Below are 21,158 nucleotides of genomic sequence, written 5' to 3'. Positions count from 1 at the left end.
GGGTTATGTCAATGGTCGTGGCCGACCGCATGCCCATGAATCTGACATGACGGGGGAAGAATGCAGATAGTATTGGGAACCCTGCTGGGTCTGTTATTGGCGGCTATTTCGGCTCTGATAATCTATGGGTCCGGGTATCGTTTGACGCCAAAAACCCTTCGGCTCGGCTTCATGGATTTCGATGCGAAGAGTTTTGCTGCACTCTCACCAGTGCAGGTGTTTGCAGTCCTCAGCAGGGCGATCATAGCGCCGTCATCGGACGCAAGTGATTGGCTCTCCGCCCAACAGAACCTGCTCAAGCCGGTACTGCTGATTCACCTTGGATGGAGATTGGTTTGCGATACCTTCGTCGAGCGCTACACGCTTTATCCGACTGAGGATAACGTCCGGGCGAAGATTTCCGACCTGGGTGCACAGAACGTCGAATTTATCCTCGTGTTCGAGCGGGTCCACGCGGTTGCCGTCCGAGACAGCGACGCAATCGATGCCGAACTCGCGAAGGAATATTTTCTGCGAGCTCCATCGCTCGCGCAGCGCATCCATCCTAATCGCGATATGGAGCCCTCGAATGATATGTTCGAGCGTGTCTACCAGGCTATCGCGCTCTTGAATCGCTGACGAGGCACCGTGGTTCAATTCCTAGCCCACATCGCCCTGATCGTCCGCGACTATGACGAAGCGCTCGCCTTCTACATCGGCAAGCTCGGCTTCACGCTGGTCGAGGACAGTTACCAGCCCGAGCAGGACAAGCGCTGGGTGATGATCCGCCCGCCCGGCGCGCCGGAGAGTGCCACCACCATTCTGCTCGCCCGCGCCGTCGGGCCGGAGCAGGCGGCGGCGATCGGTAACCAGGCGGCGGGCCGGGTTTTCCTGTTCCTCGCCACCGATGATTTCGAGCGGGACTTCGCGGCCTATAGCGCGGCCGGCGTCCGGTTCGTCCGGCCGCCGGCGAGCCAGCCCTATGGCAAGGTCGCGGTGTTCGAGGATCTCTACGGCAATCGCTGGGACCTGATCGAGTTCGCCGCGCATCGGTGATAGGGTTCCGCGCAAAGGAAGCCCCGATGCCCGACGAACCCCACCCTCTCTTCACCCCGCAAACCGCCCGCGCCACGCTGCGCGCCGGGAAGTTCGTGATGGAGGCGGAGGCGCGGGCGACGCCGATCGGGTTGCTCGCGATTGGCGGGATGGTCGCGGCGATCCTGTTGTCGGTTCCGCCGATCCTCCATGCCGGCCGCGCCCGCAAGGCGCTGCCGCCGCCCCGCGACTGACGCGACGGGGCTCGCGATCCTGATGGATGCCCGCGCGCAACACCCGCCGGGAATCGGTCCTACACCTCTCGCAATGTAGGATTTCGCCTGTTTCCCTCGCGCCATGGAACAGCTGGACCATCGCATCGCTTTCGATCCCGCGCTCTCCGCCGGCATCGATCCCGTCAACCTTCCCGCCATCGCCCAGGGCGGTGCCGTTGCGCCGCCGGATGCGCGGCCGCTGACGCCGCTCGACGAACACGGCCATTACCCGGACGACTATGAATGGGTGCCCGTGCGCCGGAAACATCGGCATGATGGCTGGTCCCCCGAGCGCCAGCGCGACTTCATCGAGGCGCTGGCCGACCGCGGCTCGGTGACCGAGGCGGCGCGGCAGGTCGGCATGTCGGTCGGCAGTGCCTACAAGCTGCGGCGCTCGCCTGGCGGCGAGAATTTCGCCCGCGCCTGGGAAATCGCCATCCACCACGCTGCGAACCATTTGGCAGACCTCGCTTTCGATCGCGCGATCCATGGCAGCGACGAGCCCGTTTTCGACAAGGAAGGCCGCCGCGTCGGCCGTCGCATGCGGGTCAACGACCGGCTGCTGATGTTCCTGCTGCGCGCGCATCTGCCCGAACGCTATGCCCATGCGCACCGTGACACGCTGCCGGCCGGCGCCGTGCCCTATGCGCCGCCGATGCCGCTCGCCGATGCGCTGGCCGCGCTCGCGCCGGTCCAGCCGGCCGATCCTGCCGCCGGGCTTTCGGCGGAGGAGCTGGAGTACAAGCTCGAGATTGCCGACCTTGCCGGCGACAAGCTGCCGCGCTGGCTCTACGAAAAGTCGGAGGAGGAACAGGATACGCCCTCGGCGGCGCAGCTGGCCATCGATGCGCATTTCGATGCGGAGCTGGATCGGATACGCGGCGAGGGGACGATCTGATCCGCCGAAAAACGCGCTCTTGGCGTGTACTTCGTGTACTTTGGACTGGTAACGCCGCCGCTTAGAGCCCGCGGCGGCGCTTCCAGTCGAGCGTCACGCCGATGCGCTTGTCCCAGCTGCCGTCCCAATGGGTGGCCAGGCCATGCGCCTCGAGCTCGGCGACGATGTCGCGGGCGACCGCCAGGGCGGCGTCCTCGCCTTCGGCGCAGGCGCCATAGTTGAGGTAGAGCCCGCCGCCGTCCACCGCACCCTCGGTGTCCTGCATGTGGTAAAAGGCATAGCCGCGGATCTCGGCGCCGGTCTCCTCGACGGCGCGGACCTCGTCCCAGATCTCGGTCGCGCCGCAATTGCCGCAGCAGCTGAAGTTCTGGCGGGCGATCACGCCGCTCTCCTCGAGCGCGGCGAAGGCGGCGTCGAGCCGGTCGCAATCGGTCTCGTCGGGCCAGTGGCGCTCGGCGACGCGCTGCTCGGCCAGCGCCTCGCGCAGCGCCTGCTGGGCCATCGGGCGGAGCTCGTCGGGGGTCAGGTCGTCGGCAAAGGCGTCGGCCGCGTTGGTCAGGATCGCGTCCTCGTCATAGAAGCCGCTCGCCACGTCGCGGCGGATCTGGTCGCGGACCCATTCGGCCTTTTCGTCAGGCGGGGCCGCAGCAGGCGCCAGCTCCGGAGCGCGCTTGCCGAACAGGCGGCCGAACAGCGACTTCATCATTTCCTCCATCGTCCGGAGGGCAAGATAGCAAGCCGCGGCGCCCGCGCCTATGCCGGGCGCCGCAAAATCGGGTCAGAACATGCCGGGCACGTCGCGCTGCGGCACGGTCGGGGCCTGCGGGCTCAGCAGTTCCTGGGCGCTCGGGCTGCCGGTCTCGCCGGTGGTGCGGGCACTGGCGCTGGCGCCGCTGACCGCGCTGATCGCGGTGCAGCTCTTGCCCTGGATGAAGTCGAGCGCGGCGCGGGTGGAGGCCTCGCGCGGGTCGCCCATCGGATAGGCGATGTCGTCCGACGCGCGGCAGCTCGCCTTCACGATGCTGGAGAGGCCGGTGAAATAGGCGCCCTGGTGGTCGCGATTCTCGAGCGCGAAGGCGATGATCCGGAAGCGGTCGTCGCAGGCGCTCTTGTCCACCGCGATCTGGCCGACCGGCTTGCCATAGGTGTTGGTGCCGACCAGCGCCATGTTGGTGCCGAGATAGGGCAGCATGCCCGCGGCGACGAGCTCGCTGGCCGAGGCGGTGCTGGAGGTGCCGATGAATGCGACGCGGGTCGGCGCGATCGACTGGGTCTGCGGCGCGAAGAAGGCGGTGCTGTTCTGCGCCGACTTGCTGGCGCGGAAGGTCATATAGTCGAACACGTCGGAGGTGCTGCGGTTGGCGCCCAGCAGATTGCCCATCAGCTCGGCGATCGAGACCAGGCCGCCGCCATTGTAGCGCACGTCGACGATGACTTCGGTCACCCCCGCCGCCTTGAACTGGGCGAAGGCGGCGCGCAGCGGGGAATCGGCGGTGTTGATGAAGGTGCGCAGATTGACATAGCCGACGCGGTGGCCGCCATCGTCGATGATCTTGGCGCCGTAGCGGCTGGAGACCGGGTCGAGCGTATAGTCGGTCTTGGCGATGGTCACCACGCGGGTGCCCGCCACCGTGTCGGTCACGCGGAAGCTGCGGGTTGTGCCCGCGGTGTTGGGGCCGAGCGCCTCGGTCAGCCCGGCGCTGCCGCTGCTCGCCAGGATGTCGCTGACGGTGCGCAGGTTGGCGGTGGTGGTGCCCACCGCGAGGATCTCGGTGCCGCGGTCGATGCCGGCACCCAGTGCGGTCGTGCCCTCGAAGGTCTCGGCCGAGAACAGCCGGTTGCCGCTCAGGTACAGGCGGAAGCCGAAGCCCGCGGTCGCGCCGGAATTGTAATAGGCATTCTCCTCGGCGATCGAGGTGACATAGGTGAAGTAGCGGTCGCGGCCCTGCGAGCGCGCGGTGGCGGTCAGCGCGTCGACATAGTCGCCGACATTGGAATAGGGCGCCGGGTCGAGGCTGGTCGGCAGCGTCTCGGGGAAGAGATACCATTCGTTGAGCTGCGCCGCGGCCCAGAGCTGGCGCTCGCGCAGCGTGCAGCCCGCCGTGGTCGGGGTCGGCGTGGTGGTCGGCGTCGGCGTGACGCTGCCCGTCGAACCGCCGCCTGCCGATACGGAGCCGCCGCCACCGCCGCTGCAGGCGGAAAGGGAAAGCGCGATCAGGGCAGTAAGGGTACGACGCATGCCAGGTCTCCGAAGAGTTTCTGGAGCCAGCCTAAGTCAAGCCGCGAGACAAGTCATCCTGTTGTATTTGCGCCACTTCGGCGCTGTTGTTCAGCGCTGCAATGGCGGCAGTGCCCAGTCGATCGGCTTCTGGCCGACATGCTCCAGAAACGCGTTGGCCTTGGAGAAATGGCGCGATCCGAAAAAGCCCGAATGGGCGGAAAGCGGCGAGGGGTGGGGGGCCTTGAGCACCAGGTGGCGCCCGCCCTTGTCGATCGAATCGACGAACGCCGCCTTCTTCTGGGCGTGGCTGCCCCAGAGCAGGAACACCACCGGCTCTTCCCGGGCATTGACCAGCCGGATCACCGCGTCGGTGAAGCGCTCCCAGCCGCGACCCTGATGCGATGCGGCCATGCCCATCTGCACGGTCAGCACCGCGTTGAGCAGCAGCACGCCCTGCTCGGCCCAATGCTCGAGGAAGCCGTGCTGGGCGCGCGGGATGCCCAGGTCGGTCTCCATCTCCTTGTAGATGTTGACCAGGCTGGGCGGGGTGCGGACGCCGGGCTTCACCGAGAAGCACAGGCCGTGCGCCTGGCCCTCGCCATGATAGGGGTCCTGGCCCAGGATGACGACGCGCACCTTGTCGAGCGGGGTCAGGTCAAGCGCGCGGAACCATTCGCCGCCCGCCGGGAAGATGCGCTTGCCCGCCGCCTTCTCGCCGACGAGGAACTGGCGCAGCTGCGCCATGTAGGGATCGGCGAACTCGCCCTGCAGCGGTTCAAGCCAGCTCGGATGGAGTTTCACCTCGGCCATGGCTTCCTGTCCGGGAGCATGCGCGTGCTGTCAATCGCTGCGCGCGCGGCAATCGGTCCGAAGCGGGCAGCGGGCGCAGTCGGTGCCGTCGAACCGGCACAGCGTCTGGCCGAGCTTCTTGGTGCCGATATGGAAGTCGAGAAAGTCGTTGCCCCGCCATTCGGGCATCGCCGCGGTCACCGCTTCGCTCGCGTCGCGCCCCTCCGCGCCGCGCCGCACGAAGCCGGTGCGCTGGAGCACGCGCAGCACATGGCCGTCGACGATCAGCACAGGCCGGTCGAGCGTGCTGCCGTTGAGCGTTGCGGCGGCGACCTTGCGGCCGACGCCGGGCAGCCGCTCGAGCCAGGCCAGTGCCTCGCCCAGCGGCAGCGTGCCGAGAAAGCCCAAGTCGAAGCCCTTGCGCTCGGCCGCGATCCGGCCGAGCGCGCCGATCAGGTAGCGCGCCTTGTCCTCGGCATGGGTAACCGCGCCGATGCAGCGAAGCACTTCGGCCGGTCCCGCCGCCAGCACCTGTCCGGGGGTGCCGAAGCGCGCGACCAGCCGGTCATAGGCGGCGAGCGAAACCGGGTCCTTCGTCCGCCCGCTGATCATCGACTTGACCAGCGCCCCGATCGGCGAGCGCCGCGGCAGCGGTTCGGCAAGCGCCCGCATCGGCTCCAGCGCTTGCTGCCAGCGGATTATGTCGTCATGCCCGTAAAAGCCGAAGCCCGATTGCATGGTCCCGGTATAGAACATAATAAGAACACGAACAATGGGGTGGCCCATGCGTTGCCCCGAAAACGATAAAAGAATGCAGGATAGGGAGGAGCCGATGCCGTTTACCGGAAGCTGCCATTGCGGCGCGATCGCCTTTGTCGTGCAGGAGGATCCGCCGACGCGGGCGATGCAGTGCAACTGCTCGATCTGCCGCCGCAAGGCGCCGCTCCACCATTTCACCACGCCCGAGCGCTTCACCCTGCAGACCCCGATCGACGCGGTGGCGACCTATCGCTTCAACCATCACATCATCGCGCATCATTTCTGCCCGGTCTGCGGCGTCGCCCCCTTTGCCGAGGGGCAGGGGCCGGACGGGCCGATGGTCGAGATCAACCTGCGCTGTGCCGACGGGATCGATCTCGATGCGCTGCAGGTGCAGTTCTACGACGGCGCCAGCCGCTGATACTGGCGGGCTCGGCGACGGGATGGCATGGGGTGGCCCATGCACATGAACCACGATCCCGCCGCCGAGCCTGCCGAGACGATCGGCTTCGACCAGTTCCTCGCGGTCGATATCCGGGTCGGCACGATCTTGGAGGCGGAGGCCTTCCCGGAAGCGCGCAAGCCTGCCTACAAGCTGCTGATCGATTTCGGCCCGACGATCGGCCGCAAGCGCTCCTCGGCGCAGATCACCGAGCACTATGCGCTGGAGGATCTGCCAGGCATGCAGGTGGCTGCCGTGGTCAATTTCCCGCCGCGTCAGATCGGCAAGATGATGTCCGAAGTGCTGACGCTCGGCTTTCCCGATAAAGACGGCAAGGTGGTGCTGTTCCACCCTTCGGTGCCGGTGCCGAACGGTGGCCGGCTCTTCTGATTGTCGGCCAGAAGATACCGCTAACATTTTCGTTGAAACAAACCGGACACAGGCATAGCCTCCCCGCAAAATAACGAGGGGAGGAACTGATGACCAAGCGACTGGCGCTCGCCGCCATGGCACTCGCAATCCCGGCGGGGCTCGCATTCGCCCCGCTCGCCGCGCAGACGGCGGCGGCGGAGCCCGAAGTGCTCAACAATGCCAATCCCGACAGTTTCCAGGTCTATGGCCTGCCGGGCGGGGCCAAGCCGACCCCGATCAAGGACGCGAAGGTCCAGTTCGGCAAGGCGATCCGGGTCGATACGCCGGGGGGCGGCAATCCGTGGAGCATCGGCGTCAACTCGCCGCTCCAGCTCGGTGTGAAGAAGGGCGACAAGGTCGTGATCGCCTTCTACGCCCGGGTCGAGAAGCCGGCCGAGGGCGCGACCACCGCAACCATCGCCAACGTCCAGATCCAGCTCGCCTCGGCGCCCTACACCAGGGTGTTCGGCAATCCGGTGACGGTCGGCCCCGAGTGGAAGCTCTACACCGCCGCCGGCCATGCCGATCGCGACTATGCCAAGGGCGAACTCGCCGCCGCGCTCCACATCAACACGGCGAAGCAGACGCTCGATATCGGCGCGCTGGCGGTACTCAACTACGGGCAGAAGCCCTGACGTTTACAGTCTGAATAGCTCCACGGGCTTTCGCCGGGGAGCCGCATTCGTCAGGCCCGTACCACCGTAACCAGATAGTTCAGCGCCTCGCCGGTGCCGGTCACGAAGCCGCGCGCCGGCGAGAAGCCCAGGCCGGTGCGGTCGATCACCTTCAGCCCGGCGGCGACCAGCAGCTCTTCCAGTTCCTCGGGGCGCAGGAACTTGCTCCAGTCGTGCGTGCCCTCGGGGATCGCGCCGGTACCTTCGGCCAGCGTGATCATCGCGATGCGCGAAGCCAGCGTGCGGTTCGGCGTGGAAAGCACCATCAGGCCGCCCTCGGCGAGCGCACCCGCCAGCGCGCCGACAAATGCCGCCGGATCCGTGACGTGCTCGATCACTTCCATCGACGTGACCAGGTCGAAGGTCCGGCCCGGCAGGTTCTCGATCCCGCCGGCGATATATTCGATGTCGAGGCCCGTCGCGGCGGCATGGGCGCGGGCTGCGCCGATATTCTCCGGCGCAGCGTCGATCCCGGTCATCCGGGCGCCCAGCCTTGCAAGCGGCTCGACCAGCAGCCCGGCGCCGCAGCCGACATCGATCGCGGTCTTGCCCGCAAGCGGCGCAAAGCCCGCCGAGTCGCCGCCCCAGTGCAGGTCGATCGCCTGGCGGATATAGCCGAGCCGGGCCGGGTTCAGCCGGTGGAGCATCGCGGAGCTACCCTTCGGATTCCACCAGTCCGCGGCGAGCTTGCCGAAATGCTCAGCTTCACGCGGGTCAATCGTAGCTTTGGTTGCGCTTCCCATGAGCCGCTCCTATCAGGGCGCCCCATTATCGTCATCCCCGTGCAGGCGGGGACCAAAGGCCCGCAAAGCAGACAGGCTCATTCCATGGCGCGTATCGTGATGAAGTTCGGCGGCACCTCGATGGCAGGCATCGAGCGCATCCGGAGCGTCGCGGCGCGAGTCAAACGCGAATGGGAAGCCGGCAACCAGGTCGCGGTCGTCGTCTCGGCGATGGCCGGCGAGACCGACCGGCTGGTCAATTTCTGCCGCGAGGCGAGCTCGCTCTACGATCCGCGCGAATATGACGTGGTGGTGTCGAGCGGCGAGCAGATCACTTCGGGCCTGCTTGCGGTCGCGCTCCAGGCACTTGGCGTGCCGGCGCGTTCCTGGCTGGGTTCGCAGGTCGCGATCCATACCGACGCGGCGCACGCCAAGGCACGTATCCAGTCGATCGATTCGGCCGGGCTGGAAGAAGGCTGGTCGCGCGGCGAAGTCGCGGTGATCCCGGGCTTCCAGGGCGTCACCAATGACGGCAGCAATCGCGTCACCACGCTCGGCCGCGGCGGCTCGGACACCTCGGCGGTGGCGGTGGCGGCGGCGGTCAAGGCCGACCGCTGCGACATTTATACTGACGTGGACGGTGTCTACACCACCGATCCGCGCATCGTCCCCCGGGCCCGCAAGCTCAAGAAGGTGACGTACGAGGAGATGCTGGAGCTCGCCAGCGTCGGGGCCAAGGTGCTCCAGACGCGCTCGGTGGGTCTGGCGATGAAGGAACAGGTCCGCGTTCAGGTGCTGTCGTCGTTCACCGGCGACGATGCCCCGATGGCGGACACGCTGCCCGGTACGATGATCGTGGGCGAAGAGGAGATTCAGGACGTGGAAAGCCAGCTCATCACCGGCATCGCGCACGACAAGAACGAAGCGAAGATCACCCTCACCGCGGTGCCGGACAAGCCCGGCGCGGTGGCGACGATCTTCAACCCGCTGGCCGAGGCCAATATCAACGTCGACATGATCATCCAGAACATCGCGCACCAGAGCGCGGGTTCGGCGAGCGCGACCGACGTGACCTTCACCGTGCCGGCGGCGGACCTTGCCCGCTCGATCGAGACGCTGAACCAGGCCAAGGGCTCGATCGGCTTCGCGGATCTGCTCCAGGATACGCGCGTCGCCAAGATCTCGGTGGTCGGCGTCGGCATGCGCAGCCATGCGGGCGTGGCGGCGACGATGTTCAAGACGCTCGGCGAGCGTGGGATCAACATCCAGGCGATCACCACCTCGGAGATCAAGGTCTCGGTCCTGATCAACGAGGACGAGACCGAACTGGCGGTGCGAATCCTCCACACCGCCTATGGGCTCGACGCGACCGACGAGGCCGCGTGATCGCTTCCTGACCGTCGGCTGCAACGAACCGTAACATGCGGCTGGATGCTGCCATGTTTCGGTCGCGGTGCCGCCGTGCGGGCGTGGTTGGGGGAAGTTCGTGATGCGGTGGCCTTCCCGTCTCTTTGCTGATTCGGGACTGCTCCGCAGGCGCGGCGCTGCCTTGCTCATCGCGCTCGTCATCGAGCTGTTGCTCCTGGCGCTCCTGCTGTTCTTCGTGCCGCCTTTGCCGGGCCGCAAGCAGGGCAACAGCCTCAATACCTTCGGGATCGAGGCGTCGAAGGGCGAGGAGAGCCCCGACAAGAAGCCTGCCGAGAAGCAGCAGAAAAAGGCCGCGCCGAAGCAGCAGGCGCAGTCCCGGACCCAGCCGCCGCCCCCGGTGCCGACTCCGGTCGAGAGCCCTGTCCCCATCGGCCCGCCGACCTTCCTCAAGCTCAGCCGCAACGATTACCAGCAGGGCGACATCGCCAAGGTGCCGTCGCGTGCGCACGCCGACGCCCCGGACGGCGCCACCGCCGATGCGGGCGGCGGCGGCGGTGCCAACGACACGCCGGTGGCGGGCCGCAAGGGCCGGCATGGCGAGACGCTTTATGTCGCCGAATGGGTGCGCGAGCCGCGCGATGCCGAGCTCTCGCCCTATATCAACGAGAACCGCGCCCGCTTCCCCGGCTTCGGCCTCGTCGCCTGCCGCACCGTGGCGCGCAACCGGGTCGAGGATTGCTACGAGCTCGACGAGACGCGCGGCACTGGCTTCGCCGGATCGGTCCGCCAGGCCGCCTTCCAGTTCCTGGTCCGTCCGCCGCGGGTGAACGACAAGCTGATGGTCGGCGAATGGGTGATGATCCGTATCGACTATCGCCGGGTGACGCGCCAACCCTGAGCGATCTCTTGCCGGGAGCCCCCTGCCGAGGCTAGGCGAGGGCGATGACCAATTCATCTTCCGTCGGCGCCGAGCGCCTGGCCCGCCGCATGGCCCGCGGCCGCGAATTCCTGGGCAGCGAAACCGCGATCATCTCTGGCGCCATGTCCTGGGTGTCCGAGCGCAACCTCGTCGCCGCCATCTCCAACGCCGGCGGCTTCGGCGTGATCGCCTGCGGCGCGATGACGCCCGAGCTGCTCGACGCGGAGATCGCCGGCACCAAGGCGCTCACCGATAAGCCCTTCGGCGTCAACCTGATCACCATGCACCCGCAGCTCTTCGATCTGATCGAGGTCTGCAAGAAGCACGATGTCGGCCATGTCGTCCTGGCCGGCGGCCTGCCGCCCGCGGGCTCGCTCGACGCGATCAAGGCGAACGGCGCCAAGCTGATCTGCTTCGCCCCGGCGCTCAGCCTCGCCAAGAAGCTGATCCGGTCGGGCGTCGATGCGCTGGTGGTCGAGGGCATGGAAGCCGGCGGCCATATCGGCCCTGTCTCGACCAGCGTGCTCGCCCAGGAGATCCTGCCCGAAGTCTCCGAGCAGGTGCCTGTCTTCGTCGCCGGCGGCATCGGCCGGGGCGAGGCGATCGCCGGCTATCTCGACATGGGCGCGGCCGGCGTCCAGCTCGGCACCCGCTTCGCCGCGGCGACCGAGAGCATCGCGCATCCGAACTTCAAGAAGGCGTTCATCCGCGCCTCGGCCCGCGATGCCGTCGCCAGCGTCCAGATCGATCCCCGGCTTCCCGTCATTCCGGTTCGCGCGCTCAAGAACGCGGGTGGCGAGCTGTTCACCGCCAAGCAGCGCGAAGTTGCCCAGTCGCTCGACGAGGGCAAGATCGAGATGATGGAAGCCCAGCTTCAGATCGAGCATTACTGGGCCGGCGCGCTCCGCCGCGCAGTGATCGACGGCGATGTCGAACATGGCAGCGTGATGGCGGGCCAGTCGGTCGGCATGGTGACCAGGGAAGAGCCGGTCGCCGAGATCATCGCCACGCTGATGGCAGAGGCGGCGCACGCGCTGGAGAAACGCGCGGCTTGATCCCTGCATAGGGAGCGCCTCAGCGGCGCTCCCGGTACAGCTGGTAGAGTTCCTTCGCGCACTGGAACACCGTCACTGCGGCGATCACGATCACTGCGATCTCCAGGCTCTTGTCAAGGCTCTCCTGGATCCGCGCGGCCTTCACCGTGTCGGTGCTGACGACGGTGACGATCTGCCCGGCTTCGTGCAGGATCTTGGCAATCCACAGCGTGCCCGCGGTGCAGCCGAGGATCAGCGCGGCGCGCATCGGCTTCCAGTGGGGGCGCAGGAAGCCGATCAGGCTCAGCGCGATCCGCGCCCAGACCAGCACCACCACCGGCCAGTAGAGGCCCTGCCACACCGCCGCGCCGGTGATCCGTACATCGGCGTCATGTGGCGCGAGCGGCACGGTGAAGCCACCCGCCCACCACACCAGGAAGGCGATGCCGAAGCCGATCTCGAACAGCGGCTCCCAGCGCTTCTTCGGTGGCAGGTCGAGGCGCAGCTTGCCCAGGTCGGGCAGCTCCTCGGGCTTCCACTTGGCGAGATAGGCATCGAGCCAGCCGAGCCGCTCGATCACCGCGAAGGCAAGCGTCACCAGCGCGGCATTGTAGAGCAGCGCATGGACCAGCGCGCCCGATCCATGCGCCAGGGTGCGGGCGAAATCGCCGGTCACCACCAGCCCGCCTCCGATCTGCACCAGCTCGATCACCGCGACGATCGCCAGCACCACCTTGAGCACGAACCAGTAGAAGGGGAACACTTCCGCCCCGATCAGCGCACGCTGATCGCCATATTGCCCGGCCACCGCCAGCGGATGTCCGAACTCGCGCAGCACCTGGCTCACCTCGCTCTTGTCGAGCGGTCGGCCGAGCATTTCCTCGCGATCCTCGACGCGGGCGGTGATCAGGTCGGCCAGCTCGGCGATGATGTCGTCGGCCTTGGCGGCGGGCAGGTTCCAGCGCACGGCGCCGAGATAGCGTTCGATGAGGTCCATCACTTGTCTCCCTCGGTAAGGCGGAGGATCGATTCCGATATCGCGTTCCATTCGGCGAGCAGCTGGCCAAGCACGTGCAGGCCGTCGGCGTTCAGCCGATAGAAGCGCTTGTTGCGCTTGCCTTCCTCGCGCCATTCGCTGGTCAGCAGCCCCTGGGTCTCCAGCCGGCGGAGCAGCGGATAGAGCGCGCCTTCGTCGATCGGCAGCCCCGCTTCCTCCAGGCTGGTGCGCAGCGTGTAGCCATAGCGTTCCTCGCGCAGCGCCCCGAGTACCGCCAGCACCAGCGATCCGCGCCGCAGCTCGACGCGCAGTTTCTCGAACAGGTCTTCCTCGACCGGCATCGTCCTGTGCCTCATATCGTGTATGACACATACTATGTAGCACACAGTATATATCGCGACAAGGGGTCCGTCCGATCGTTACGCAAGTGATTGGAATATGCGACGAATCGAAGCGGTAACCAGCTGATTCACAAAGATTCTTCAGGACGGATTCAGCGCGTCGCGAGAAGCTGACAGCGGGGATAGAGACCGGGGGGTTTCACACATGAAGAAGGTAATCTGGGGTGCTGCGGCGCTTGTTGGAATCGCGTGCGCAGTTCCGGCGCAGGCGCAATATCGGGGGGATTCGCGGCCGCTGCCGCCGGCTGGGGCGACGTTCAACCAGCTGATCCCGGCCATCGCTGCCGATGGCCGGTACGACACCGTCAATCACCATATCTCGCGCGAGCAGACTGCCTGGCATGTCCGCGCCGCTCTCAATGTGGCGGCGCTCGGCTGTCGGGACGAAGCGGAACGCGAGACGGTCGCGGCCTATAACGCGATGCTCGGCCGCCACCGGGCCTCGCTGGCCGCGGCCGATACGGCGGTGAAGGCGCAATATCGGGCACGCTACGGGGCGGGCTGGGATTCGCGTCATGATCGCGACATGACCCGCGTCTACAATTTCTTCGCCCAGCCGCCCGCCCAGACCGGCTTCTGCCGCGTCGCGCGCGACGTGCTGGCCGAAGTGGGGCAGGTGCGGCCCGAGGCGTTCGCGGCCTTCGCGGCCGAAGCGCTGCCACGGCTCGAGGCGCCGTTCACCGATTTCTACCGCGACTATGACGCCTGGCGGATTGCCGATCGCGCCTGGGGCAGCCGCCTGGCCAGCCTCCAGCGCTAAAAACCTTCGCGGCCGTAACGGTTTGTGTTCGTCGGCGCATGGCGCGGGCGAACACAATCTGTTAGCGCCTTGTTCATGCCCGTTTCCGCCGCCGCCTCGGCCCGCGAAATCCTGACGCGCCTCCACGACGTGATGGCGTCGCGCAACCCGGCGCAATCGAAGCTTAATTCGGTCGTCAACATCATCGGCGAGGCGCTGTCGAGCGAAGTCTGTTCGATCTACCTGCTGCGCGAAGGGTTGCTCGAGCTGTTCGCAACCCGCGGCCTGGCGCAGGAAGCCGTGCACGTCACCAAGCTCGCGCTCGGCGAGGGCCTGGTCGGCACGATCGCCCAGAATGTCGAGACGCTGAACCTTGACGAGGCCGAGATGCATCCGGCCTTCGCCTATCGCCCGGAGACGGGGGAAGAGGCGTTCCACAGCTTCGCCGGCGTGCCGATCATCCGGCGCGAGCGCTCGGTCGGCGTGCTCGCCGTCCAGCATGCCGAATCGCGGCGCTATGCGAGCGAGGAGATCGAGGCGCTGCAGACGGTGGCGATGGTGCTCTCGGAGTTGATCGCCAATGCCGATCTGATCGATCCGGCGAGCGCCGGTGGCTCCACCCGGCTCCAGTCGACCGCGCCCGAGCTCGGCCACGGCTTCAAGCTGGTCGATGGCATGGCCGCCGGTGTCGCGGTCTTCCATCAGCCGCGCATCACCATCGAGCATACCGTCGCCGAGGATACCGAGGCGGAGCGTCACCGCGTCTATGCCGCGTTCGACAAGATGCGCGAGCAGATCGACCGGATGGCCAGCCAGGCCGAGTTCGGCGTCGGCGGCGAGCAGGACGAGATTCTCGCGACCTACAAGATGTTCGCATACGATGAAGGCTGGTCGCGCCGGATCAACGAGGCGATCGATTCCGGCCTGACCGCGGAGGCGGCGATCGAGCGCGTCCAGCAGCGCACCCGCCAGCGCATGCGCGAGATCGACGATCCCCTTCTTCGGGATCGCATGCACGATCTGGAGGACCTGGCGAACCGGCTGCTCCGCATCGTCTCGGGCCAGCTCGGCACTGCCGCGCAGATGGGCCTGCGCCAGGATTCGATCCTGATCGCCAAGAATCTGGGTCCTGCCGAGCTGCTCGAATATGATCGCCGTCGTCTCAAGGGCGTGGTGCTCGAGGAAGGCTCGCTCACCGCGCATGTCACCATCGTCGCCCGCGCCATGGGCGTGCCGGTGCTCGGTCGCGTCCGCAACATCCGCCAGCTGATCGCCGAAGGCGACATGATGCTCCTCGACACCGCCGAGGAGAGCCTGTTCGTCCGCCCGACCCAGGCGATGCTGGAGGCGTTCGAGGCGAAGCTCGAGCTCAGCCAGAAGCGCCGCGCCGCCTTTGCCCAGATGCGGAACGTGGCGCCGGTCACGGCCGATGGCCACCGGGTCGCGGTGATGATCAACGCGGGTCTGCGCGACGACATGGCCGCGCTGGACCTGACCGGTGCCGACGGCATCGGCCTGTTCCGCACCGAATTCCAGTTCCTCGTCTCGGCCACCTTGCCCCAGCGCGAGATGCAGCGCCGGCTCTACAAGGATGTGCTCGACGCGGCGGGCGACCGCCCCGTCACTTTCCGCACCGTCGATATCGGCGGCGACAAGGCGCTGCCCTATCTCAATCACGACGAGGACGGCGAGGAAGAGAACCCCGCGATGGGCTGGCGGGCGCTGCGTCTCGCGCTCGATCGCGATGGCCTGATGAAGGCGCAGGCGCGCGCGCTGATCGAGGCGGGTGCCGGCCGCCCGCTCAACATCATGTTCCCGATGGTCTCCGAACCCTGGGAGTTCGACGAGGCGCGCGAGCTGTTCGAGGCGCAGCGCGCCTGGCTTGCCGCGCGCGGCCGCAAGATGCCGACCGAGATCCGCTACGGCGCGATGCTCGAAGTACCCGCCCTGGCGGAAGTGCTCGACCTGCTGCTGCCCAAGCTCGATTTCCTGTCGATCGGCACCAACGACCTCACCCAGTTCCTGTTCGCCGCCGATCGCGCGCATCCCAAGCTGGCGCTGCGTTATGACTGGCTCAGCCCGTCGATCCTGCGTTTCCTCAAGCGTGTCGCCGATCAGTGCGCGGTGGCGGGAGTGCCGGTGGGCGTGTGCGGCGAGATGGGTGGGCGTCCGCTGGAGGCACTGGCGCTGCTCGGGCTCGGCATCGATCGCCTGTCGATCACCCCGGCGGCGGTCGGGCCGATCAAGGCGATGGTCCGCTCGCTCGATCGCGCCGCGCTGATCGATGCGATGGGCGCGATGCTGGCCGAACCGGGGCGTTCGCTGCGCGATCAGCTCGAAGCCTGGGCAAGCGAACATTCCGTCGAACTGGCTTGATCTGCCGGTAAAATACCCCCTGTCGGCGTTGACAGGGGCGGCTTGGTGAACGACAGCTTCAGCCGTGGCGGGAGCTCCGGGCGCAACCCTTCCGCTACGGAGAGTATGGATGGAAGGCGAAGCCGCCGAAGACCCGACCCTGTTCCCCACCACGGTGGGCGAGAAGCTTCGTGCCGCGCGTGAAGCGCAGGGGCTCGATCTTCCCGAAGTAGCGGCGCGTACCCGAATTCCCCAGCGGCATCTCGAAGCGATCGAGAAGGGCAATTACGCCGGGCTTCCCTCGATCACCTACGCACTGGGTTTCGCCAAGGCCTATGCCCGCGCGGTCGGTGCCGATGAAGTGGTGATCGCTCGCGAGCTGCGCACCGAGCTGCACCGCAATCCCGAGCGCGCCGCGCCAGTGCCCGCCTATGAAACCAGCGATCCCGCGCGCGTCCCGCCGCGCGGCCTGGCGATCTTCGGCGTCATCCTCGCGCTGGTGCTGATCGCCGGCGCCATCGTCTATTACGGCACCGATCTGTTCCGCGGAAGCGCGCCTGCGCCCGAGACGCTGACCACCGAGGAGCCGGTGGCCAACACCGCCGACAATGGCGTGGTGGCCAATGCCGCGACGCCGGTGGTGCCGAATGGCGGCCAGGTCTCGCTGGTCGCGCTCGACACGGTCTGGATCCGTGTCACCGACGCCAAGGGCCAGAAGCTGGTCGAGAAGGAGCTTGCACCGGGCGAGCGCTATGACGTGCCGGCCGATGCCGATCATCCGCGCATCCGCACCGGCGGGCCGGAGAAGATCCAGGTCACGCTCAACGGCTCGAACATCGATCCGCTCGGCCGCGCCGGCACGACGGTGGATGTCGAGGTGAGCGCCGACGCGCTGCGCAACCGCAACCAGCCGGGTGCCGGGCCGATCGCCGGATCGTCGCCCACCGCTGCTGCCCCGGCCGCTGCGCGTCGCGAACGCCCGGCTGCGCGCCTCTCGGTGAGCACGCCGACCCCGGCACCGGTCGAGCCGGCTGCGACGAGCGCTGGCAACAGCACGCCATAAGGATTTCCCCCGGGACTGGCGGGAAGTGCCTTCTGGCGGTTATAGCGAATTTCCGTTCACCTTGTTTGACCTGCACCGGGGGGTGTGATCGATGCGTTTTCTTCTCGCTGCAACGGCAATGGCCGTAGTCTTCGGTGCCGCCGGCACTGCCCAGGCCCAGGATTCCGCCATCTCTGGTCGTGTCGACCGGCTTGAGCGCGAGATGCGCGCCGTGCAGCGCAAGGTCTTCCCGGGCGGCGCCGGCCAGACGGTCGAGCCCCAGATCACCCCCGAGACCAGCACCACCGTGCCGGGCATGCCCTCCAGCTCGCCGCTTAGCGACCTCACCCAGCGCGTGACCGCGCTCGAGGAGCAGCAGCGCACGCTCACCGGCCAGGTCGAGCAGGGCCAGTATCGCCTGCGCCAGCTCGAGGACGCCTTTGCCGCCTATAAGCGGCTCGCCGACAATCGCCTCAAGGCGCTCGAGGATCGCTCGACCGCCACTGCCGCGCTGGGCGGCGAGGACACTACCGTGCCCGCCGACACTGCCGGCGCCGTGATCCGCCCGCCCGCCGCGATCGGCGGCACCCGTCCGACCATCCCGGCACCGGGCGCCAGCACCACGCCCGCCGCGCCCAAGCCCACCGGCACGCGCGCGCAGCAGGTCGCCGCGATCGAGAAGCCCGCCACCGGTGATCCGGCCGAGGACGGCTACACCTATGGCTTCCGCCTGTGGCAGGCCAAGCTCTATCCGGAAGCGCGCCGCGAGCTCGAGACCGTCGCGACCAAATACCCGACGCATCGCCGCGCCAGCTATTCGCAGAACCTGCTTGGCCGCGCCTATCTCGATAGTGGCGCGCCCAGCCTCGCGGCGGTCGCCTTCTACGAGAACTACAAGAAGAACCCCAAGGGCGAGCGGGCGCCCGACAGCCTCTATTATCTCGCCCAAGCGCTCATCAAGCTGAAGAAGCCCGCCAGCGAAGTCTGCAAGGTCTATACCGAGCTCGACCAGCTTTACGGCGACAAGCTGTCGACCGAGATGAAGGCCGGCGTGGCCGAGGGCCGTGCAAGCCAGAAGTGCAAGTGACCGGCTGACGCTCGACCGCGACCAGGTCGAGCGTTTCCGCCGGGACTGTGTGGCGCTCACCGGCGCCGCGCCTTCCCTCGACAATGTCCTGGCGCTCGCCGTCTCGGGCGGGCCGGACAGTCTCGCGCTGCTTCTCCTCGCCCATGCGGCCTTTCCCGGTGCGGTGATCGCCGCCACCGTCGATCACGGCCTGCGTCCCGAGGCGGTGGAGGAGGCGGCGCTGGTCCGCCGCCTGTGCAACCAGCTCGACGTGCCGCACGAGACGCTCGCCGGAACCGTACCCGCCGCGGGCAATCTCCAGCAGGGCGCACGGGCGCTGCGCTACGCGCTGCTCGCCGACTGGGCGATGGGCCGCGCCGCCTGGGTCGCCACTGCGCACCAGCAGGACGATGTCGCCGAGACCTTCCTGATGCGCGCGCGCCGCGGGGCCGGGGCAGGGGGGCTGGCGGCGATGGCGGCCGCACGGCCGCTCGGTCCCATCCAGCTTATCCGCCCGCTGCTCGGATGGACGCGTGCCGAGCTGGAGGCGCTGGTCGAGGGCGCCGGCATCGCTCCGGTCCGCGACCCCTCCAACCAGGATCCCCGTTTCGACCGCGCCCGCATCCGCGCGCTGCTTGCCGAGGCCGGGGACCTGCCCGCCGATCGCCTCGCCGCCGCGGCGCGCAACCTGCGCGACGCCGAGGATGCGCTTGCCTGGATCGCTGATCGCGAATGGCAGGCGCGGGCGGTGGTCGCCGGCGGCAAGGTCGCGCTCGATCCCGCCGGGCTGCCCCGCGAACTTCGCCGCCGCCTCGCCGAACGCGCCGTCGCCACCGTCCGCGAAGCGCATGGCCTCAGTCCCGAATGGCGCGAGACCGGCCTCGAGCCGCTGCTCGCCGCGCTCGATTCGGGGGGCACCGGTACTCTTGCGGAAGTGATCGGGCGAACCAAAGCCGCTATCTGGCGTTTCGAGCTGGCACCACCCCGTCGATCACACTGATCGACGCTGTTCCATTGCCATTAACTTGGCCATGCCTATCTTGGGGCGTGAAAGGTACCGATTCCGCATGAGCGACAACGACAAGCAGCCGCAGGGTCCCGAGAATGGGGGCAACCCCTGGATGAAGAGCCTGTTGATCTGGGTGGGCATCCTGGCGGGTCTCGCCCTGTTCGTGACCTTCTTCGACAATCGCAGCGCGCCGGCCACTGGCGACGCGATCCCCTATTCGCAGTTCATCGCCAAGGTGAACAATGGCGAGGTGAAGTCGGTCAACGTCTCGCGCACCACCGGGCTTGTCAGCGGCGAGCTCACGGGCGGTGGCAAGTTCCGCACCAACGCGCCCGACGATCCCAAGATGATCGAGACGCTGCTCGCCAAGAACGTCCAGGTCTCGGCGCGCCCTGAGGAAGGGCCGAATATCTGGATCTACCTGCTCTACCAGTCGCTGCCGTTCCTGCTCATGCTCGGCATCGCCTTCTTCGTGATCCGCCAGATGCAGAAGGGCTCCGGCTCGGGTGCGATGGGCTTCGGCAAGTCGCGTGCGCGCCTGCTCACCCAGAAGGAAGGCAAGGTCACCTTCGACGACGTGGCGGGCATCGACGAGGCGCGCGAGGAGCTGCAGGAGATCGTCGAGTTCCTCAAGGACCCGACCAAGTTCGCCCGTCTCGGCGGCAAGATCCCCAAGGGCGCGCTGCTGGTCGGCTCGCCGGGTACCGGCAAGACTTTGCTCGCCCGCGCCATCGCGGGTGAGGCGGGCGTGCCCTTCTTCACCATCTCGGGCTCGGACTTCGTCGAGATGTTCGTCGGCGTCGGCGCGAGCCGCGTGCGCGACATGTTCGAGCAGGCCAAGAAGTCTGCGCCCTGCATCGTCTTCATCGACGAGATCGACGCGGTCGGCCGTTCGCGTGGTGCCGGCCTCGGCAACCAGAATGACGAGCGCGAGCAAACGCTCAACCAGCTGCTCGTCGAGATGGATGGCTTCGAGGCGAATGAGGGCATCATCATCGTCGCGGCGACCAACCGCCCCGACGTGCTCGATCCCGCTTTGCTCCGTCCGGGCCGCTTCGACCGCCAGGTCCAGGTGCCCCGTCCGGACATCGAAGGGCGCGTGAAGATCCTCCAGGTCCATATGAAGAAGGTGCCGCTGGCGCCCGACGTGGACCCCCGTGTGATCGCCCGGGGTACCCCCGGCTTCTCGGGTGCCGATCTCGCCAACCTGGTCAACGAAGCGGCCCTGCTCGCGGCGCGTCGCGGCAAGCGGCTGGTCGCGGCGCAGGAGTTCGACGACGCGCGCGACAAGGTGCTGATGGGCGCCGAGCGCCGCTCGATGGTGATGACCGACGACGAGAAGCGGATGACCGCCTATCACGAAGCCGGCCACGCCCTGGTTTTCGCGCACGAGCCGACCGCCGATCCGATCCACAAGGCGACGATCATCCCGCGCGGCTTCGCGCTCGGCATGGTCCAGCCGCTGCCGGAGCGTGACAGCTATTCCTATCACCGCGACAAGATGCATGCCGATATCGCCGTGGCGTTCGGTGGCCGCGTCGCCGAGGAGCTGATCTTCGGCTATGACAAGGTGTCGTCGGGTGCCTCGAACGACATCATGCAGGCGACCCGCCTCGCCCGCGCGATGGTCACCAAATGGGGCCTGTCGGACAATGTCGGCCCGCTCGACTTCTCCGAGAGTGACGAGGCGTACGGCTATTCGATGGCGCGCTCCAAGCCGATGTCGGATGAGACCGCGCGGCTGATCGACAGCGAAGTGAAGGCATTCGTCGAGCGCGGCCTCGGCCGTGCCCGCCAGCTGCTGAGCGACCATATCGACCAGCTCCACACCATCGCCCAGGCGCTGCTCGAATATGAGACGCTGACCGGCGAGGAGATCAAGCGGCTGATCGCCGGCGAGGATCTCGGCCGCGAGGATCCGGGCGCCAGCGCTCGGCCGACCGCGGTCGCAGGCACCTCGATCCCGAAGATCCGCAAGCCCAAGGGTCCGTTCGGCCAGCCGACGCCGCAAGGCGCCTGATCC

The 21,158-nt window shown here is 67.4% G+C and carries 23 protein-coding genes; 16 read left to right on the top strand and 7 right to left on the bottom strand.

Going from position 1 to position 21,158, the window contains the following annotated elements; all coding sequences use genetic code 11:
• Positions 1 to 60 precede the first annotated feature (60 nt).
• The 4 genes from AAHM44_RS01115 to AAHM44_RS01100 all read left to right on the top strand — a co-directional run bounded on the left by AAHM44_RS01115 (position 61) and on the right by AAHM44_RS01100 (position 2,187).
• The gene (locus AAHM44_RS01115; RefSeq protein WP_342248720.1) at positions 61 to 618 is read left to right on the top strand and encodes a hypothetical protein; all 558 of its coding nucleotides are present in this window, start codon (positions 61 to 63) and stop codon (positions 616 to 618) included.
• A gap of 9 nt (positions 619 to 627) precedes the next feature.
• A complete protein-coding gene (locus AAHM44_RS01110; protein WP_342248719.1) occupies positions 628 to 1,035 on the top strand; it encodes a VOC family protein in 408 nt (135 codons plus the stop codon).
• Positions 1,036 to 1,061: 26 nt separating this feature from the next.
• Positions 1,062 to 1,268, top strand: coding sequence for a hypothetical protein (locus AAHM44_RS01105; protein ID WP_269573243.1), 207 nt, complete (start codon positions 1,062 to 1,064; stop codon positions 1,266 to 1,268).
• Between the two features lie 103 nt (positions 1,269 to 1,371).
• Complete coding sequence (locus AAHM44_RS01100) at positions 1,372 to 2,187, top strand: hypothetical protein (RefSeq protein ID WP_342248718.1); 816 nt, start codon at positions 1,372 to 1,374, stop codon at positions 2,185 to 2,187.
• Positions 2,188 to 2,248: 61 nt separating this feature from the next.
• Here AAHM44_RS01100 and AAHM44_RS01095 read toward each other — a convergent pair whose 3' ends face one another.
• The 4 genes from AAHM44_RS01095 to AAHM44_RS01080 all read right to left on the bottom strand — a co-directional run bounded on the left by AAHM44_RS01095 (position 2,249) and on the right by AAHM44_RS01080 (position 5,935).
• Complete coding sequence (locus AAHM44_RS01095; RefSeq protein WP_342248717.1) at positions 2,249 to 2,890, bottom strand: DUF6891 domain-containing protein; 642 nt, start codon at positions 2,888 to 2,890, stop codon at positions 2,249 to 2,251.
• Between the two features lie 75 nt (positions 2,891 to 2,965).
• On the bottom strand, positions 2,966 to 4,426 hold the full coding sequence (locus AAHM44_RS01090) for a S41 family peptidase (RefSeq protein ID WP_342248716.1): 1,461 nt from the start codon (positions 4,424 to 4,426) through the stop codon (positions 2,966 to 2,968).
• Positions 4,427 to 4,516: 90 nt separating this feature from the next.
• Entirely contained in the window at positions 4,517 to 5,218 is a 702-nt protein-coding gene (ung, locus tag AAHM44_RS01085) for a uracil-DNA glycosylase (RefSeq protein ID WP_342248715.1), read from the bottom strand.
• Positions 5,219 to 5,248: 30 nt separating this feature from the next.
• Entirely contained in the window at positions 5,249 to 5,935 is a 687-nt protein-coding gene (locus AAHM44_RS01080; protein ID WP_342248714.1) for an endonuclease III domain-containing protein, read from the bottom strand.
• Positions 5,936 to 6,029: 94 nt separating this feature from the next.
• Between AAHM44_RS01080 and AAHM44_RS01075 the strand changes: the two genes are divergently transcribed.
• The 3 genes from AAHM44_RS01075 to AAHM44_RS01065 all read left to right on the top strand — a co-directional run bounded on the left by AAHM44_RS01075 (position 6,030) and on the right by AAHM44_RS01065 (position 7,444).
• A complete protein-coding gene (locus tag AAHM44_RS01075; RefSeq protein ID WP_269573237.1) occupies positions 6,030 to 6,377 on the top strand; it encodes a GFA family protein in 348 nt (115 codons plus the stop codon).
• A 39-nt stretch (positions 6,378 to 6,416) separates the two neighbouring features.
• Complete coding sequence (locus tag AAHM44_RS01070; RefSeq protein ID WP_342248713.1) at positions 6,417 to 6,788, top strand: tRNA-binding protein; 372 nt, start codon at positions 6,417 to 6,419, stop codon at positions 6,786 to 6,788.
• 89 nt (positions 6,789 to 6,877) lie between these two features.
• A complete protein-coding gene (locus AAHM44_RS01065; RefSeq protein WP_269573235.1) occupies positions 6,878 to 7,444 on the top strand; it encodes a hypothetical protein in 567 nt (188 codons plus the stop codon).
• Positions 7,445 to 7,494: 50 nt separating this feature from the next.
• Here the strand turns inward: AAHM44_RS01065 and ubiG are convergent, their stop codons facing one another.
• On the bottom strand, positions 7,495 to 8,226 hold the full coding sequence (gene ubiG / locus AAHM44_RS01060; protein WP_342248712.1) for a bifunctional 2-polyprenyl-6-hydroxyphenol methylase/3-demethylubiquinol 3-O-methyltransferase UbiG: 732 nt from the start codon (positions 8,224 to 8,226) through the stop codon (positions 7,495 to 7,497).
• Positions 8,227 to 8,310: 84 nt separating this feature from the next.
• On the opposite strand from ubiG, the gene AAHM44_RS01055 reads away from it, so the two are divergent.
• From AAHM44_RS01055 to AAHM44_RS01045, 3 genes are all read left to right on the top strand, one after another.
• Positions 8,311 to 9,591 carry an aspartate kinase gene (locus AAHM44_RS01055; protein ID WP_269573233.1) on the top strand — a complete coding sequence of 427 codons (1,281 nt, stop codon included), beginning with the start codon at positions 8,311 to 8,313 and terminating at the stop codon, positions 9,589 to 9,591.
• Between the two features lie 163 nt (positions 9,592 to 9,754).
• A complete protein-coding gene (locus tag AAHM44_RS01050; RefSeq protein ID WP_342248711.1) occupies positions 9,755 to 10,471 on the top strand; it encodes a hypothetical protein in 717 nt (238 codons plus the stop codon).
• A gap of 44 nt (positions 10,472 to 10,515) precedes the next feature.
• Positions 10,516 to 11,547 (top strand): NAD(P)H-dependent flavin oxidoreductase, encoded by a 1,032-nt coding sequence (locus tag AAHM44_RS01045; protein WP_342248710.1) that lies wholly within the window; start codon positions 10,516 to 10,518, stop codon positions 11,545 to 11,547.
• A 19-nt stretch (positions 11,548 to 11,566) separates the two neighbouring features.
• Here AAHM44_RS01045 and AAHM44_RS01040 read toward each other — a convergent pair whose 3' ends face one another.
• Together AAHM44_RS01040 and AAHM44_RS01035 are read right to left on the bottom strand one after the other, a co-directional pair.
• Complete coding sequence (locus AAHM44_RS01040) at positions 11,567 to 12,523, bottom strand: hypothetical protein (protein WP_342248709.1); 957 nt, start codon at positions 12,521 to 12,523, stop codon at positions 11,567 to 11,569.
• A complete protein-coding gene (locus tag AAHM44_RS01035) occupies positions 12,523 to 12,879 on the bottom strand; it encodes a PadR family transcriptional regulator (RefSeq protein WP_342248708.1) in 357 nt (118 codons plus the stop codon). The genes AAHM44_RS01040 and AAHM44_RS01035 overlap by 1 nt, the downstream gene beginning before the upstream one ends.
• 190 nt (positions 12,880 to 13,069) lie before the next feature.
• Here AAHM44_RS01035 and AAHM44_RS01030 point away from each other — a divergent pair, with 190 nt between their 5' ends.
• The 6 genes from AAHM44_RS01030 (at position 13,070) to ftsH (ending at position 21,155) form a co-directional block, all read left to right on the top strand.
• Positions 13,070 to 13,684: a hypothetical protein gene (locus tag AAHM44_RS01030; RefSeq protein ID WP_342248707.1), complete on the top strand. Its 615-nt coding sequence runs from the start codon at positions 13,070 to 13,072 to the stop codon at positions 13,682 to 13,684.
• Positions 13,685 to 13,759: 75 nt separating this feature from the next.
• Positions 13,760 to 16,039, top strand: coding sequence for a phosphoenolpyruvate--protein phosphotransferase (gene ptsP / locus AAHM44_RS01025; protein ID WP_269573228.1), 2,280 nt, complete (start codon positions 13,760 to 13,762; stop codon positions 16,037 to 16,039).
• Between the two features lie 109 nt (positions 16,040 to 16,148).
• The gene (locus tag AAHM44_RS01020) at positions 16,149 to 17,081 is read left to right on the top strand and encodes a helix-turn-helix domain-containing protein (protein ID WP_269573227.1); all 933 of its coding nucleotides are present in this window, start codon (positions 16,149 to 16,151) and stop codon (positions 17,079 to 17,081) included.
• Positions 17,082 to 17,172: 91 nt separating this feature from the next.
• Positions 17,173 to 18,147 (top strand): tetratricopeptide repeat protein, encoded by a 975-nt coding sequence (locus AAHM44_RS01015; RefSeq protein ID WP_342248706.1) that lies wholly within the window; start codon positions 17,173 to 17,175, stop codon positions 18,145 to 18,147.
• The gene (tilS, locus tag AAHM44_RS01010; protein ID WP_342248705.1) at positions 18,125 to 19,126 is read left to right on the top strand and encodes a tRNA lysidine(34) synthetase TilS; all 1,002 of its coding nucleotides are present in this window, start codon (positions 18,125 to 18,127) and stop codon (positions 19,124 to 19,126) included. Before AAHM44_RS01015 ends, tilS begins: the two co-directional genes overlap by 23 nt.
• A gap of 67 nt (positions 19,127 to 19,193) precedes the next feature.
• Positions 19,194 to 21,155, top strand: a complete 1,962-nt coding sequence (gene ftsH, locus AAHM44_RS01005) for an ATP-dependent zinc metalloprotease FtsH (protein ID WP_184163653.1) — start codon at positions 19,194 to 19,196, stop codon at positions 21,153 to 21,155.
• Positions 21,156 to 21,158 lie beyond the last annotated feature (3 nt).

The sequence above is a fragment of the Sphingomonas sp. OTU376 genome, from assembly GCF_038440415.1.
Taxonomy (GTDB): Bacteria; Pseudomonadota; Alphaproteobacteria; order Sphingomonadales; family Sphingomonadaceae; genus Sphingomonas; species Sphingomonas kyeonggiensis_A.
This window is presented reverse-complemented; position numbering and strand designations above follow the sequence as displayed.

Bases quoted from the DNA above. Each gene is read 5' to 3' on its own strand.
- AAHM44_RS01115 (WP_342248720.1), top strand. From the start codon at position 61: ATGCAGATAGTATTGGGAACCCTGCTGGGTCTGTTATTGGCGGCTATT.
- AAHM44_RS01105 (WP_269573243.1), top strand. From the start codon at position 1,062: ATGCCCGACGAACCCCACCCTCTCTTCACCCCGCAAACCGCCCGCGCC.
- AAHM44_RS01100 (WP_342248718.1), top strand. From the start codon at position 1,372: ATGGAACAGCTGGACCATCGCATCGCTTTCGATCCCGCGCTCTCCGCC.
- AAHM44_RS01095 (WP_342248717.1), bottom strand. From the start codon at position 2,890: ATGAAGTCGCTGTTCGGCCGCCTGTTCGGCAAGCGCGCTCCGGAGCTG.
- AAHM44_RS01090 (WP_342248716.1), bottom strand. From the start codon at position 4,426: ATGCGTCGTACCCTTACTGCCCTGATCGCGCTTTCCCTTTCCGCCTGC.
- ung (WP_342248715.1), bottom strand. From the start codon at position 5,218: ATGGCCGAGGTGAAACTCCATCCGAGCTGGCTTGAACCGCTGCAGGGC.
- AAHM44_RS01080 (WP_342248714.1), bottom strand. From the start codon at position 5,935: ATGCAATCGGGCTTCGGCTTTTACGGGCATGACGACATAATCCGCTGG.
- AAHM44_RS01075 (WP_269573237.1), top strand. From the start codon at position 6,030: ATGCCGTTTACCGGAAGCTGCCATTGCGGCGCGATCGCCTTTGTCGTG.
- AAHM44_RS01070 (WP_342248713.1), top strand. From the start codon at position 6,417: ATGCACATGAACCACGATCCCGCCGCCGAGCCTGCCGAGACGATCGGC.
- AAHM44_RS01065 (WP_269573235.1), top strand. From the start codon at position 6,878: ATGACCAAGCGACTGGCGCTCGCCGCCATGGCACTCGCAATCCCGGCG.
- ubiG (WP_342248712.1), bottom strand. From the start codon at position 8,226: ATGGGAAGCGCAACCAAAGCTACGATTGACCCGCGTGAAGCTGAGCAT.
- AAHM44_RS01055 (WP_269573233.1), top strand. From the start codon at position 8,311: ATGGCGCGTATCGTGATGAAGTTCGGCGGCACCTCGATGGCAGGCATC.
- AAHM44_RS01045 (WP_342248710.1), top strand. From the start codon at position 10,516: ATGACCAATTCATCTTCCGTCGGCGCCGAGCGCCTGGCCCGCCGCATG.
- AAHM44_RS01040 (WP_342248709.1), bottom strand. From the start codon at position 12,523: ATGGACCTCATCGAACGCTATCTCGGCGCCGTGCGCTGGAACCTGCCC.
- AAHM44_RS01035 (WP_342248708.1), bottom strand. From the start codon at position 12,879: ATGAGGCACAGGACGATGCCGGTCGAGGAAGACCTGTTCGAGAAACTG.
- AAHM44_RS01030 (WP_342248707.1), top strand. From the start codon at position 13,070: ATGAAGAAGGTAATCTGGGGTGCTGCGGCGCTTGTTGGAATCGCGTGC.
- ptsP (WP_269573228.1), top strand. From the start codon at position 13,760: ATGCCCGTTTCCGCCGCCGCCTCGGCCCGCGAAATCCTGACGCGCCTC.
- AAHM44_RS01020 (WP_269573227.1), top strand. From the start codon at position 16,149: ATGGAAGGCGAAGCCGCCGAAGACCCGACCCTGTTCCCCACCACGGTG.
- AAHM44_RS01015 (WP_342248706.1), top strand. From the start codon at position 17,173: ATGCGTTTTCTTCTCGCTGCAACGGCAATGGCCGTAGTCTTCGGTGCC.
- ftsH (WP_184163653.1), top strand. From the start codon at position 19,194: ATGAGCGACAACGACAAGCAGCCGCAGGGTCCCGAGAATGGGGGCAAC.